This window comes from Variovorax dokdonensis (genome assembly GCF_030316895.1).
Classification (GTDB): Bacteria; Pseudomonadota; Gammaproteobacteria; order Burkholderiales; family Burkholderiaceae_C; genus Variovorax; species Variovorax dokdonensis.
Window position 1 is genome coordinate 1,239,409 of sequence record NZ_JASZYV010000001.1, and the last position, 13,731, is coordinate 1,253,139.

Here is a 13,731-nt window from a genome sequence, read left to right on the forward strand (position 1 = left end):
ATGCCCGCAGGCTAGGTGCCGCGCCGCTATTGGCGGCGGCCGGCGGGACGGCACGCCGCCTCCTGGGACGAGCGGTGGCACGCAGGGACGAATTCCGGCCGCTCGGCCGTCCCATATGTGCTCGCGTCCCACAAAATCGCGGCCATGCAGGTGCTGCAGGCCAATCTCTTCGAACGCTTCCGTCCCTATCGACGTCGGGCCGAAGTCGCGTTCTGGATCGGGCTGCTAGTGCTGCAGGTGGCGGCCAGCGTCGCGGTGGCCTTGGTCGACGCGCGCGGCGGTGGCCGCGAGGTGGCGTTCTGGCAGGTGCTGGTGTGGGAGCTCAGCAGCCACCTCGTGATCCTGGCGCTGGTGCCGGCGGTGATCGCATTCGAGCGGCGCTTTCCGCTCTCGGGCGACCGGCTCTGGCGCAACCTGCCCTGGCACGCGCTGGGCAGCGTGCTCTTCAGCCTGCTGCACGTGGCGGGCATGGTTCTGCTGCGCCGCATGGCTTACGCCTGGGCGGGACAGCAATACGACTTCGGCGACTGGCTCCGGCACTGGCCCTACGAATACTTCAAGGATGTCCGCACCTACGTGCTCATCCTTCTGCTGCTGCTGGGCTATCGCTTGTTCTTATTGCGCCTGCAGGGCGAGGCGCGCGTGCTGGACGAGCCCGAAGGGACGCCTTTACCACCCGAAGTCAGCGGCTTGACCGCCGCGCCCGCACCGGATGGCAATGCGTCCGAAGAGCGCGGCGAACCGCCCACGCCCGCTGTCCGCAGCCGGCCCGACCGCTTCCTGGTCCGCAAGCTTCGCCGCGAGTTCTTGATCGCCGCTTCAGACATCGACTGGGTGCAGGCGCAGGGCAACTACGTGGGCTTGCACGTGAACGGGCACGACTACCTGCTGCGTGCGACGCTCACGGAGTTTCTGGATCAACTCGATCCCGCCCGTCATGTTCGCGTGCATCGAAGCTGGGCGGTGCATCTGGATCGGATCGCGGAGATCGAACCGCTGGAAGGCGGCGATTCCCGGCTGCACATGCGAGGAGGCGGGCAGGTGCCCTGCAGCCGCCGCTTCCGCGCCAACCTGCAGGCGAATGCGCAGGCTGGGCGGGGCACTTGACAGGTCAGGGCTGCATGCCCGCCAGGTAAGGCGCCGGATCGACCGGAATGCCGTTCTTTCGGATCTCGAAGTGCAGCATGGGCGTGCCTTCGGCGTTGCGGCCGATCTCGCCGATCTTCTGGCCCTGCGTGACCGTCTGGCGCTCCTGAACCAGCACGATGCGGTTGTGGGCGTAGGCGGTCAGAAAGTTGTCGCCGTGGTCCACGATGATCAGGTTGCCGAAGTTGCGCAGCTCGTCGCCGACGTAGACGACGCGGCCGGCCGCCGAGGCCATCACCGGGTCGCCGAGCTGGCCGGCGATGTCGATGCCCTTGTTGTCCTTGCCATCGAAGCGTCCGACCACGGTGCCGTTGGCTGGTCGGATGAACCGGGCCGTCAATGGCGCGACCGCCGTGCCCGGCACGGCACCAGGCTGTACGGGCTGTCCGGAAACACCTGGTTGCATCGCGCCCGGCATGCCGCTTTGGGGCGTTCCTGCGGGCGCGCCGGGCGTGCCTGGGGCCGGGTAGGGCGCCATGGGCGGCAGCGGCGTGGACGTGCAGGCGGTGATCAGGATGGCGGACGCCGCAGCGCCGGCGGCCATCGCCACGCGCCGGAACGCGACCTTGCGGGCCGCGATGTGACAGGGGCGTGAAGCGGAATGAAGTTTCTTGTCTTGATGCATGGCTTGCTTGGATGTGCTCACGAGCGACGATGTTCGCACACGCGAGGCCGGTGAGCCAGCCTGGGCCGGACGCGGCCTCGCTCACGGCACGATGCGCAAGGCATGGTGCGCGTGGCGCTCGTCATCGGATGTCCACGGTATGAATACGGCCGAAGACGCCAGTGCGCCGATCCTCGAAGTACAGGCGAAGTGCCTCGCGCACGGTGCGAAAGGCGATCTCGTCCCAGGGGATTTCGGCTTCCTCGAACAGGCGCGCCTCGATCGTCTCGTGGCCGGGATCGAAGCGGTCGTCCAGGAGTTCGGCGCGGTAGAAGAGGTGGACCTGGCCGACCCGCGTGACGCTCATCACCGCGAACAACTCGCCCATGCGGAAGTTGGCGCCCGATTCCTCGGTGGTCTCGCGCGCTGCGCCCTCGGCGACGGTTTCTTCCAGTTCCATGAAGCCTGCGGGCAGCGTCCACTTGCCCCAGCGCGGCTCGATATTGCGCTTGCAAAGCAGCACGCGATCGCCGAGCACGGGGATCGTGCCGACCACGTTGAGCGGGTTCTCGTAGTGGATGGTGTCGCAAGCGGGGCAGACGGCGCGCTGGCGCGTGTCGCCGTCGTCGGGAACACGGTAGGCGACTGCGGTGCCGCAGTTCTTGCAGAACTTGATGAGAGGCCGCTCGATCATGGTCGCGTCAGACCACCTTGACGCGAAGTTCCGGCAGGCCGGCGACGCCGCCCACCAACGTGTCGCCCGCCACCACCGCGGCCACCCCTTCGGGCGTGCCGGTGTAGATCAGGTCGCCGGGTTGCAGCTCCCAGGCGGTCGACAGGTGCTCGATGGTCTCTGCGATGTTCCAGATGAGCTTGGAGACGTGGCTGCGCTGGCGGTCCTGGCCATTGACCTGCAGCCAGATCTCGGCGTTGGCCACGTCGCCTGCGCGCGCTGCCGGCACGATCGGCCCCACCGGCGCCGATTGCTCGAAGGCCTTGCCGATGCACCAGGGCCGGCCCTGCTTCTTCATCTCGCCTTGCAGGTCGCGGCGGGTCATGTCCAGGCCCACCGCATAGCCGTAGATGTATTGCAGCGCATCGGCCGCCTTGATGTTCTTGCCGGCCTTGCCGATGGCGGCCACCAGCTCGATCTCGTGATGCAGGTTCTTGGTCAGCGAGGGGTAGGCGATGGTGCCGGTCTGGCCCTCGTCCACGACCACCGCGGTGCTGGCCGGCTTGATGAAGAAGAAGGGCGGCTCGCGGCCGGTGAAGCCCATTTCCTTGGCGTGTTCCTCGTAGTTGCGGCCCACGCAATAGATGCGGTGAACCGGGAAGCGGCCGGTCTCGCCCACGACGGGAATCGAGACAACGGGAGGCGCGGGAACAACGTACTCGGAAGCCATGACTTTCGTATTCCTTCTTGATTCAAAGATTTGCGCTCCGACACCGAACGCAACACGCAGAGTGCCAGAGCATATCGCGCGAGCGCGATGCCTGCGCGGCTGCGCCGGCCTTGCTTGTGCCTCGCGCCGGGCGCGCCTATGCTCGACGGACCATGAAGCTGTACAACTATTTTCGATCGTCTGCGTCCTACCGCGTGCGCATCGCGCTGGCGCTCAAGGGGCTGCCCTACGACTACGAGGCTGTCCACATCGCGCGTGGCGACCACAAGAAGCCGCCCTATTCGGACAAGTCCGCCGACATGCTCGTCCCGATGCTGGAGCTCGACGACGGACAGCGCCTTTCGCAGTCGATGGCGATCATCGAATACCTCGACGAGACGCATCCGGAGCCGGCGCTGCTGCCGGCCGATCCCCTCGGGCGCGCACGGGTCAGGGCCCTGGCCGAGTCCATCGCCTGCGAGATCCATCCGGTCAACAACCTGCGCGTGCTCAAGTACCTCGTGCGCGAACTCAAGGTCGAGGAAGAGGCCAAGAACACCTGGTACCGCCATTGGGTGCGCGAAGGCCTGCTGGCATTCGAGCGCCAGCTGGCACAGCTGCCGCCATCGACCTACTGCTACGGCGAATCGCCCACGCTGGCCGATTGCTGCCTCGTGCCGCAGATCTTCAACGGCCGGCGCTTCGACTGCGACTTCTCGGGCCTGCCGCGCACGATGGCGGCGTTCGATGCCTGCATGAAACTCGAAGCCTTCGAAAGCACCCAGCCGTCACGTTGCCCGGACGCCGAAGCGTGATCGCAGGCGACCTCGACCCCGGCTGGATCGTGCCCGACTGGCCCGCTCCGCCGGGTGTGCATGCCGTGTGCACGACCCGGGCCGGTGGCGTGTCCGAGGGGCCCTATGCGAGCCTGAACCTGGGCGACCACGTCGGCGACGCGCCTCATTGGGTGGCCGCCAACCGCACGCGCCTGGCGACCGCCATCGGCGCGCGGCCCGTGTATCTGCAGCAGGTGCATGGCACCGCCGTGTCGGTGCTTGAGGACGGTACGCCGGACGGCGTCGAGGCCGATGCCGCCACCACCACGCACAGCGGCCTTGCGTGCACGGTCATGGTGGCCGATTGCCTGCCGGTGCTGTTCACCGACGCGCAAGGACGCCGGGTGGCGGCCGCGCATGCCGGATGGCGGGGCCTGGCGTCCGGCGTGCTCGCGCGCACGGTGCAGGTCTTCGACGACGACCGGGGTCATCGCGACCAGCTCATGGCCTGGCTGGGCCCCTGCATCGGACCGCGTGCCTTCGAGGTGGGCGGCGAAGTCAAGGCCGAGTTCGAATCGAAGGACGCCGGCGCGGCCGCGCACTTCAGACCAGCAGGCGCCGAGGGCAAGTGGCTGGCCGACCTGCCCGCGCTGGCACGCCGGCAGCTGGCGGCGCTGGGCGTCAACCAGGTCTGGGGCAACGACGGCAGCGACGCCTGGTGCACCGTGGCGCAGGCATCAAGGTTCTTTTCGTACCGGCGCGATCGGGTCAGCGGGCGCTTCGCGGCCCTGGTCTGGCGCGTCTGAGGGCGGGGTCGAGGCGCCGCGGCGTGCCTCGTCCTGTTCCCGTTCGCGGGCCCGCATGGCGCGGCGACGGGCCGGCGTGCCGCCCAGATAGGCCACCAATGCCATCGGCAGCAGGCCGTACAGCACGAAGGTGACGATGGCGCCCAGCACCGTGCCGGTGGTGTTGGTGGCTTCGGCCACGGCCATCATGAGGGCCACGTAGAGCCAGGCGATGATCACGAGATGCATGGAAACAGGCAGGGCGGCGCCGGAAGTGCGTTGCGGGGGCGATATCGAATGCAGCATACTCAAAGCCCGTGCCAGCGCACGGGAGCGCGTCACAAGCCACATCGTCAAGCCAGATCGTCGTAAAAGCCAATCAGAGGGAGACCACGGATGAGCGCAAGCGCCATGAACAACACCGACTTGCTTGCAAACCTTCAGCAAGGATGGACGCAGGCCCTGGCATCGATGCAGGCGCTGTCGAGCGGCAAGGGTGGCGATCACCCGGGGATGGCGATGCCGGCCTTGTCCTTCGATCCTGAAAAACTCCAGGCCATACAGCAACAGTATGTTTCAGAAGCTGCCAGGCTGTGGCAACAGGGCTTTGCGCCGGCTTCGCTGCCGGATCGACGTTTCGCCGACGAAGCCTGGAGCAAGAACCCCATGGCCGCGTTCTCGGCTGCCGTGTACCTGCTCAACGCGCGGACGCTGATGGAACTGGCCGAATCGGCCGATGGCGATGGCAAGGTCCGCGCCCGGCTGCGCTTTGCGGTCGAGCAATGGATGGCCGCCAGCGCACCGAGCAACTACCTCGCCTTCAACGCCGAGGCGCAGCGCAAGGCCATCGACACCCAGGGCGAGAGCATCGCGCGTGGCATGCAGAACCTGCTGGCAGACATCCGCCAAGGCCACCTGAGCATGACCGACGAGAGTGCCTTCGAGGTCGGGCGCAACGTGGCGGTGAGCGAAGGCGCGGTGGTCTTCGAGAACGAGCTGTTCCAACTGCTCGAGTACAAACCCTTGGGCGCCAAGGTGTACGAGCGGCCTTTCCTGCTCATTCCGCCTTGCATCAACAAGTTCTACATCCTCGATTTGCAGCCGGAGAACTCGCTGATCCGCTATGCGGTGGAGCAGGGGCACCGCGTCTTCGTGGTGAGCTGGCGCAATCCCGACGAATCGCTGCGCGAAGCCACGTGGGACGACTACATCGAGAACGCCGCCATCGAGGCGATCCACACGGTGCAGGACATCAGCGGCTCCGAGCAGATCAACGCACTGGGCTTTTGCGTGGGCGGCACCATCCTGAGCACCGCGCTGGCCGTGCTGGCTGCGCGCGGCGAAGACCCGGTCGCCTCGGTCACCTTGCTGACCACGCTGCTCGACTTCTCCGACACCGGCGTGCTCGACGTGTTCATCGACGAGCAGATGGTCCAGTACCGCGAAATGCAGATGGGCAGTGGGGGGCTGTTGGCAGGCGGCGACCTGGCGTCGACCTTCAGCTTTCTGCGTCCCAATGACCTGGTGTGGAACTACGTCGTCGGCAACTACCTCAAGGGCGAAACGCCGCCGGCGTTCGATCTTCTCTACTGGAACTGCGACGCCACCAACCTGCCGGGACCTTTCTACGCCTGGTACCTGCGCAACACCTATCTGGAGAACAAGCTGGCGCAGCCTGGCGCGCTCACCGTGTGCGGCGAGCAGATCGACCTGGGCCGCATCGAGGCGCCGGCCTACGTCTATGGCTCGCGCGAAGACCACATCGTGCCCATCGGCGGCGCCTATGGGTCGACCCAGTTGCTGGGCGGGCCCATCCGTTTCGTGATGGGTGCGTCGGGCCACATCGCGGGCGTGATCAACCCGCCGGCCAAGAAGAAGCGCAGCCACTGGATCCGCGCCGACGGCAAGCTGCCCCCTTCGGTCGACGAATGGATGGCCCGCGCCACCGAACATTCCGGCAGCTGGTGGACCGACTGGTCCAAGTGGCTGGCCTCGCACGCCGGCCGCCAGATTGCCGCTCCCAAGACCTACGGGCGCGGACGCAAGTACCAAGCCATCGAACCCGCACCCGGCCGCTACGTCAAGGCCAAGGCCTGAGCGGTCCCCTACTCACACCACTGGAGATCTGGACATGGAAGACATCGTCATCGTTTCGGCCGCTCGCACGCCCATCGGCAAGTTCGGCGGCACGCTCGCGGGCATCGCTGCCACGGAGCTGGGCTCGATCGTGATCAAGGACGTGCTGGCACGCGCCAACATTCCTGCCGACCAGATCGGCGAAGTGATCATGGGCCAGGTGCTGGCCGCCGGGGCAGGGCAGAACCCGGCCCGTCAGGCGCTCATCAAGAGTGGCGTCGCCAAGGAAACGCCGGCCCTCACCATCAACGCGGTGTGCGGCTCGGGCCTCAAGGCCGTGATGCTGGCCGCGCAGGCGGTGGCCTGTGGCGACAGCGAGATCGTGGTGGCCGGTGGCCAGGAGAACATGAGCATGGCCCCGCACGTGCTGCCCAACTCGCGCAACGGCCAGCGCATGGGCGACTGGAAGCTGCAGGACACCATGATCGTCGACGGCCTCTGGGACGTCTACAACCAGTACCACATGGGCATCACCGCCGAGAACGTGGCCAAGAAGTACGGCATCGACCGTTCCGCCCAGGACGAACTGGCCCTGGCCAGCCAGACCAAGGCCGCTGCCGCGCAGGACGCCGGCAAGTTCAAGGACGAGATCGTTTCGGTCAACATCCCGCAGCGCAAGGGCGATCCGCTGGTGTTCAGCCAGGACGAGTTCATCAATCGCAAGACGAGTGCCGAAGGGCTCGCGGGGCTCAAGCCTGCCTTCGACAAGGCCGGCGGCGTGACGGCGGGCAATGCCTCCGGACTGAACGACGGTGCAGCCGCGGTGGTCGTCATGTCGGCCAAGAAGGCGCAGGCGCTGGGCCTCAAGCCGCTGGGCCGCATCGCCAGCTACGCCACCACCGGGCTGGACCCGGCCTTCATGGGCATGGGCCCGGTGCCGGCATCGCAGAAGGCGTTGCAGCGCGCCGGCTGGAAGGCCGCCGACCTCGATCTGCTGGAAATCAATGAAGCCTTTGCCGCCCAGGCTTGCGCCGTCCACAAGGAAATGGGCTGGGACATGAACAAGGTCAACGTCAATGGTGGCGCCATTGCGCTTGGCCACCCGATCGGTGCGTCTGGCTGCCGCATCCTGGTGACGCTGCTGCACGAGATGCAGCGCCAGAACGCCAAGAAGGGCATCGCCTCTCTGTGCATCGGCGGTGGCATGGGCGTTGCGCTGACCATCGAGCGCTGATCCGTTCGTGCGTCGCATCGGCGCACTGCCCGGGCCGGCTCGATGGCCGGTGCTGGGCAACTTGCCCCAGGTCCGCCCCGCCAGATTGCATCAGCAGTTGGAGGACTGGGCGGATCGCTTCGGCCCTTTTTTCCAGTTGAAGCTGGGACGGCATCCGCTGCTGGTGGTGGGCGACCATGAAACGGTGGCCATGCTGCTGCGCGACCGGCCCGAGGGCTTTCAGCGCAATTCCCGGCTCGAACTGGTCGGTGCCGAAATGGGGCTCAAGCCCGGGGTGTTCGCCGCCGGCGGGGATGACTGGCGCCGCCAGCGGCGCATGGTGATGGCCGGGTTCGACCCGGCCCATGTGCGCAACTACTACCCCGCGATGCAGAAGGTCGCTCAGCGCCTGGGGCAGCGCTGGGAACTGGCCGCGCAGGACGGCCGCCGCATCGACCTGCAGGCCGACCTGATGCGCTACACCGTCGACACGATCGCCGGGTTGGCCTTCGGCGCGGAGGTCAACACGCTGCAATCCGACGGCGATGTGATCCAGCAGCACCTGGACAAGATCTTCCCGGCCCTGCTCAAGCGCATGCTGTCGCCCATACCGACGTGGCGGCTGTTTCCGAGCGCGGCCGATCGGCAACTGGTGCGCAGCGTGGCAGAGGTCAACCGCGCGGTCGACGGCTTCGTGGCGCAGGCGCGCACGCGCATGGCGGCGGACCCGGGCCTGCGCGAGCATCCGTCCAACCTGCTCGAAGCCATGATCGCTGCCGCCGACGTCGAAGGCAGCGGCATCACCGATGCGCAAGTGGCCGGCAACGTCATGACCATGCTGCTGGCCGGCGAGGACACCACGGCCAACTCCATCGCCTGGATGATCGATCTGCTGTGGCGCCATCCGGACATGCTGGAGCAGGCCAGGAACGAGGTGAGGGACCTGCTCGGCAACGACCCGCGCGCGCTGCCTGCCTACGAGCAGATCGGGCGGCTCGATTTCGTGGAGGCCTGCGCGCACGAGACCATGCGACTCAAGCCCGTGGCGCCGCTGATCGGCCTGCAGGCGTTGCGCGACACCGAAGTGGGCGACGTGGCCGTGCCCCGGGGCGCGGTCGTGTTGGCGCTGATGCGGCGTGACAGCGTGGCAGAAGGCCGACTGCCGCAAGCCCTTTCGTTCGACCCGCGGCGCTGGCTGCAAGATGGCGCGCCCGGGGCGGCGGCCAGTCAGGCGCGACGCCTTTCCATGCCGTTCGGGGCCGGGCCGCGCATCTGCCCAGGGCGCTATCTCGCGCTGCTGGAAATCAAGCTGGCGATGGCGATGCTGCTGCAGCGCTTCGACATCCTTGGCGTGGATACGCCCGACGGGCTGCCGGCGCAGGAGCGCATGTCCTTCACCATGGCACCGGTCGGGCTTCGCATGCGACTGGCTGCCCGCAGCCCCGGCTGAGGGAAATCATGGAAGCCGGCGGACTTGACCCCGCCGCGTCGTGGCGCATGATGGGCCGCACCATCAAGGAGCAAGCCATGAGCAACCATGTCTACAAAATTCTGGAACTGACCGGCTCTTCCACGCAGGGCAGCGACGACGCGATCAAGACCGCCATCGCCAAGGCCAGCGACACGGTGCGCAACATCCAGTGGTTCGAAGTGCTTGAAACGCGCGGCCATGTCAAGGACGGCAAGGTTGCGCATTGGCAGGTGACGATCAAGGTGGGCTTCACGCTCGAATAGACAGCCTAGCCGGGCCGAGCCGAGTCGAATCGCCTTTTAGGCCAGTTCGATGGCCACTGGCTGGTGGTCCGACACCTGCGTGTTGCCGTCGACCTCGATGCGCCGCAGGCGTGGGGCGAGCGCCTCGCTCAGGAAGACGAAATCGCAGGCGACGGGGTCCGGTCCGTAGCGCCGGTCGAACAGACGGAAGGTGGGGGCGTGCGGCGCATCGCCATGCGCGACGCGCCAGGCGTCCTGCAGGTGGCGTCGCGTTCCGGCGATGGGCTCGAAGCCCTCGACCATCTCCGCATAGGCCGGATCGGTGGGCGCCATGTTGAAGTCGCCGCAGATCACCGCCTGCTCGGTATGCAGCTTGGCCTGGAAAGGGCCGGCGTCGCCTTCTTCGCGCCTGGGCGGCGCCAGGGTCTGCGCGCAGGCCTGCGCATGCAGTTCGCGCAACGCCACCGCCTGTGCCATGCGCTGCGTGGACGAGTAGTACTCCAGGTGCGTGGTCATCACGCGAATCGCGCCCAGGTCGGGGTCGATCACCGTCACGCTGGTGCACATGCGCGGCATGCTGGGCTGATCGGGGTCGGCGGGCCAGGGCAGGGCGTGGTGCTGAATCCGTGCCACCGGCAGCCGCGTGGCGATCAGGTTGCCGAAGCGCTGGCGCTTGCCGTGGGCGTCGATCTCGTCGACCGCAGCGCCGAAGAACACGGCAAAGCCCGGCAGCAGGCCTTGCAACTGCATCGGCTGGTCGCCGGGATGGCCGGGCATGTCGTCGAAGCCTTGGGCGATCTCCTGCAGGCACAGCACGTCGAAGTCGGCCATGGCACGCGCGCCTTCGACGATGCGCTCGGGGTTCACGATGCCGTCGAGGCCACGGCACCACTGGGTGTTCCAGGTGACGAGTTTCATCTCACTTGATCCCTGCTCGCATGAAGCTTTGGACGAACTGCCGCTGGAATAGCAGGAAGGCCACCAGCAGCGGCGCGGACGTCATCAGTGTGGCGGCAGTGATGATCGACCAGTCCACGCCCTGATCCACCGACGAGAACACCTGCAGGCCCACTGTGAGCGGCCGGGCGTTGACGCTGTTGGTCACGATCAAGGGCCATAGGAAGTTGTTCCAGTGAAAGCTCACCGACACGAGTGCGAAGGCGGTGTAGACCGGCCGCGCCAGCGGCACGTAGACGCGCCACAGGATCTGCAGCGGGCCGGCGCCTTCCACGCGGGCGGCCTCATCCAGCTCCTTGGGCACGCCCAGGAACGTCTGGCGCAACAGGAAGATCGCAAAGGCGGAGGCGAAATAAGGCAGGCCGATGGCCAGCAGCGTGTCGACCAGGCCGAGGCGCGCCATGGTCTTGTAGTTCTCCACCACCAGGATGTCGGGCATGACCATCAATTGCACCAGCACCAAGGCGAAGGCCACGTTGCGGCCGCGGAACTCGTAGCGGGCGAAGGCGTAGGCGGCGAGCGTCGACAGCACCAGTTGCGCGGCGAGGATCATGAGCACCAGCGCCGTGGTGTTCAGGAAGTAGCGGGCGAACGGTGCCGCCTGCCAGGCGCGCGAAAAGTTCTCCAGCGTGAGCGGCGCACTGAGTTCGAAGCGGGTGGAGTATTCGGAAGGATGGAAAGCCGTCCACACCGCATAGGCCAGCGGCAGGATCCACAGCAGGGCGAGCAGCCAGGCCGCCAGCGCGTCCAGCCAGGTGGGCTCGTTGTAGGCGAGGCGCTGCGCGCGCGATGGGGCGGTGCTCTTCATTTGTAGTGCACCCGCCGGTCGAGCACGAAGAACTGGAACAGCGCGATGGACGCCAGCACCACCACCAGAACGACGGTGATGGCCGATGCATAGGCCGTGTCCCAGAAGCTGAAGCCCACCTCGTACAGGTGATAGAGCAAGAGGATGGAGGCGTTGTCCGGCCCGCCGCGCGTCAAGACGAACAGGTGATCGACCATGCGGAAGGCGTTGATGCAGGCATTGACCAGCACGAACAGCGTGGTGGGCATGAGCAGCGGCCAGAGCACGCGCCGGAAGAAGTACCACCGTGATGCGCCCTCGATCGCCGCGGCTTCGCGCAGGCTGGGGTTGAGCGACTGCAGCGCGGCAAGGTAGAAGATCATGAAGAACCCGGCTTCCTTCCAGATCGCCACCGCCGTGACGGCGCCCAGCGCTGTGGAAGGGCTGCCCAGCCAGTTGTGCGCGGGCAGACCGAGTGCGCCGGTCAGTCGCTCCAGCAATCCGTACTGGGGCGTGTAGAAGAACAGCCAGATGTTGGCCACCGCGATCATGGGCAGCACCGTGGGCGTGAAGTAGGCCATGCGCAGGAAGGCGCGGCCGGCGATGCGCTCGTTCACCCACAGCGCCATGACCAGCGCCAGGCCGATGGAGGCGGGGATGGTGGCGGCGGCAAACCACAGGTTGTTGACCAGCGCCTTCCAGAACACCGGGTCCTCGACCATCACCTGGTAGTTCTCCAGCCCCACCCAGACGCTCGGCCGTGAGCCCTTGGGCGTGGAATGAAAACTGTCGATGAAGGTCGAGACCGCGGGCCAGTGCGTGAAGGCCACCAGCAGCAGGAGCGCCGGCAGCAGCATCAGCCAGGCGTGCACAGCGCGCTGCTTCATGCAGGCGATCCGTCGCCAGGGCGCCCGCGGAACCGGCGTGGCCGGGCCGCTGGGTGCGCCCCCTGCAAGGGGCTTGGCGAAATTGCCAGGCAGGGGAGCCCGAGGGTCACTTGTAGCTTCTCAGGATGCGGTCCGCTTCGCGCTGGGCGTCTTTCATGGCTTGCTCGGGCGTCTTCGTGCCGGTGAGCGCGGCTTGAAGGCCGTCGTTCAGCGCCTTGGTCACGCGCTGGTTGTCATGCGTGGAGAACTCCGCCACCGACACCGGCAACTGGTCGCGCGCCACCAGTGCGGGTGGGAACTCAGCGCCGTATTTCTTGAGCGTGGGGGTCTCGTAGGCAGCGGGCGAGACGGCCACGTAGCCGGTGTCCATGCTCCACTGCGCGGCGCGTTCGGGCTGGGTGATCCACTTGGCGAACTTGAACGCGGCCTGCTGCTGCTCTGGTGTTGCCTTCTTGAAGATGTAGAAGTTGCCGCCGCCCGTGGGCGAACCCTTTCGGGCGTTGCCCGGGATCATGCCCACGCCGAAGGGAAATCCGGCGTTCTTGCGGATGTTGGTCAGGTTGCCGGTCGTCGTGTAGATGATGGCGGCCTTCTTCTCGAAGAAGTCCTTGGGCGTCGTGCCCCACTCGACCACGCCGGGCGGATGGATGCCGGCCTTGCCCAGGTCTACCCAGTACTGAAGTGCCTCGATCACCTTCGGGTCATCGAACTTCACGGCGGTGCCCGTCTCGTTCGCCAGGATGGCGCCGTTGGGCGTGGTCAGGGTCTGGAACAGCCAGTAAGGAAAGCCGCTGGATGGAATCTGCACGCCCCACTGCGTGACCTTGCCGTCGGCATCTTTTTTGGTCAGCTTGGTGGCGGCGGTCTTCAGTTCGGCCCAGTTGGCGGGCGCCTTGTCGGGGTCCAGGCCCGCTTCCTTGAAGGCGTCCTTGTTCCAGTACATCACCACGGTGGAGCGCTGGAAGGGAATGCCCCAGGTCTTGCCGCCGGTGCGGCTGTTTTGCATGAAGGCGGGGTAGAAGCTGTTCAGCCAGGCCTTGTCTTCCGGCGTCTTGGCGAAGTCGTCGAAGGGCACGACGGCGTCTTCGTCGATCAGCGTGAACATGTCGGTCGACAGCAGCACCGAGGTGACGGGCGGCGTGCCGGACTTGTGCGCCGTCAGGGCCTTGACGATGGTCTCCTGGTAGGTGCCGGCATAGATGGGCGAAACCTTGATGCCGGGGTTCTCCTTCATGAAGCCTTCGGCAAAGCCGTCCATCGTCTTGGCGATGGGGCCGCCCACCGCCACCGGGTAGTAGAAGGAGATTTCGACCGGCGTCTGCGCATGCGCAGGCAGCGTGCCCCACAGGCCGGCAACCAGCAGGGGCATGGCACAGATCTTGAAAAAGGACTTGCGTTGCATGTG

15 protein-coding genes are annotated in these 13,731 nt (G+C 66.7%); 7 read left to right on the forward strand and 8 right to left on the reverse strand.

Translation table 11 applies throughout. The annotated features are described in order from the left end of the window. Window positions 1–144 precede the first annotated feature (144 nt). Window positions 145–1,107 (forward strand): LytTR family DNA-binding domain-containing protein, encoded by a 963-nt coding sequence (locus tag QTH91_RS05725; RefSeq protein ID WP_286659040.1) that lies wholly within the window; start codon window positions 145–147, stop codon window positions 1,105–1,107. A 4-nt stretch (window positions 1,108–1,111) separates the two neighbouring features. Here QTH91_RS05725 and QTH91_RS05730 read toward each other — a convergent pair whose 3' ends face one another. The 3 genes from QTH91_RS05730 to QTH91_RS05740 all read right to left on the reverse strand — a co-directional run bounded on the left by QTH91_RS05730 (window position 1,112) and on the right by QTH91_RS05740 (window position 3,153). Beyond that, window positions 1,112–1,771, reverse strand: coding sequence for a murein hydrolase activator EnvC family protein (locus tag QTH91_RS05730; RefSeq protein WP_286659041.1), 660 nt, complete (start codon window positions 1,769–1,771; stop codon window positions 1,112–1,114). A 121-nt stretch (window positions 1,772–1,892) separates the two neighbouring features. Beyond that, window positions 1,893–2,444 (reverse strand): NUDIX hydrolase, encoded by a 552-nt coding sequence (locus tag QTH91_RS05735; RefSeq protein WP_286659042.1) that lies wholly within the window; start codon window positions 2,442–2,444, stop codon window positions 1,893–1,895. Window positions 2,445–2,451: 7 nt separating this feature from the next. Next, window positions 2,452–3,153: a fumarylacetoacetate hydrolase family protein gene (locus tag QTH91_RS05740; protein ID WP_286659043.1), complete on the reverse strand. Its 702-nt coding sequence runs from the start codon at window positions 3,151–3,153 to the stop codon at window positions 2,452–2,454. A gap of 152 nt (window positions 3,154–3,305) precedes the next feature. Between QTH91_RS05740 and maiA the strand changes: the two genes are divergently transcribed. Further along, window positions 3,306–3,947: a maleylacetoacetate isomerase gene (gene maiA / locus QTH91_RS05745; RefSeq protein WP_286659044.1), complete on the forward strand. Its 642-nt coding sequence runs from the start codon at window positions 3,306–3,308 to the stop codon at window positions 3,945–3,947. Beyond that, window positions 3,944–4,714 carry a peptidoglycan editing factor PgeF gene (gene pgeF, locus QTH91_RS05750; protein WP_286659045.1) on the forward strand — a complete coding sequence of 257 codons (771 nt, stop codon included), beginning with the start codon at window positions 3,944–3,946 and terminating at the stop codon, window positions 4,712–4,714. Before maiA ends, pgeF begins: the two co-directional genes overlap by 4 nt. On the opposite strand, the gene QTH91_RS05755 is transcribed toward pgeF, so the two are convergent. After that, on the reverse strand, window positions 4,646–4,942 hold the full coding sequence (locus QTH91_RS05755; RefSeq protein WP_286659046.1) for a hypothetical protein: 297 nt from the start codon (window positions 4,940–4,942) through the stop codon (window positions 4,646–4,648). The two genes, pgeF and QTH91_RS05755, sit on opposite strands and share 69 nt — an antisense overlap. A gap of 147 nt (window positions 4,943–5,089) precedes the next feature. Between QTH91_RS05755 and QTH91_RS05760 the strand changes: the two genes are divergently transcribed. The 4 genes from QTH91_RS05760 (at window position 5,090) to QTH91_RS05775 (ending at window position 9,716) form a co-directional block, all read left to right on the forward strand. After that, window positions 5,090–6,790, forward strand: a complete 1,701-nt coding sequence (locus QTH91_RS05760; protein WP_286659047.1) for a PHA/PHB synthase family protein — start codon at window positions 5,090–5,092, stop codon at window positions 6,788–6,790. Window positions 6,791–6,824: 34 nt separating this feature from the next. After that, entirely contained in the window at window positions 6,825–8,003 is a 1,179-nt protein-coding gene (locus QTH91_RS05765; protein WP_286659048.1) for an acetyl-CoA C-acetyltransferase, read from the forward strand. A 7-nt stretch (window positions 8,004–8,010) separates the two neighbouring features. Then, the gene (locus tag QTH91_RS05770; RefSeq protein ID WP_286659049.1) at window positions 8,011–9,432 is read left to right on the forward strand and encodes a cytochrome P450; all 1,422 of its coding nucleotides are present in this window, start codon (window positions 8,011–8,013) and stop codon (window positions 9,430–9,432) included. Between the two features lie 77 nt (window positions 9,433–9,509). Beyond that, a complete protein-coding gene (locus QTH91_RS05775) occupies window positions 9,510–9,716 on the forward strand; it encodes a dodecin (RefSeq protein ID WP_286659050.1) in 207 nt (68 codons plus the stop codon). Window positions 9,717–9,752: 36 nt separating this feature from the next. Here the strand turns inward: QTH91_RS05775 and QTH91_RS05780 are convergent, their stop codons facing one another. The 4 genes from QTH91_RS05780 to QTH91_RS05795 form a co-directional block, all read right to left on the reverse strand. After that, on the reverse strand, window positions 9,753–10,613 hold the full coding sequence (locus QTH91_RS05780) for an endonuclease/exonuclease/phosphatase family protein (RefSeq protein ID WP_286659051.1): 861 nt from the start codon (window positions 10,611–10,613) through the stop codon (window positions 9,753–9,755). Window position 10,614: 1 nt separating this feature from the next. Further along, a complete protein-coding gene (locus QTH91_RS05785; RefSeq protein ID WP_286659052.1) occupies window positions 10,615–11,460 on the reverse strand; it encodes a carbohydrate ABC transporter permease in 846 nt (281 codons plus the stop codon). Next, window positions 11,457–12,326, reverse strand: coding sequence for a carbohydrate ABC transporter permease (locus QTH91_RS05790; RefSeq protein ID WP_286659053.1), 870 nt, complete (start codon window positions 12,324–12,326; stop codon window positions 11,457–11,459). Before QTH91_RS05790 ends, QTH91_RS05785 begins: the two co-directional genes overlap by 4 nt. Before the next feature lie 106 nt (window positions 12,327–12,432). After that, window positions 12,433–13,728: an ABC transporter substrate-binding protein gene (locus QTH91_RS05795; RefSeq protein ID WP_390368305.1), complete on the reverse strand. Its 1,296-nt coding sequence runs from the start codon at window positions 13,726–13,728 to the stop codon at window positions 12,433–12,435. Window positions 13,729–13,731 lie beyond the last annotated feature (3 nt).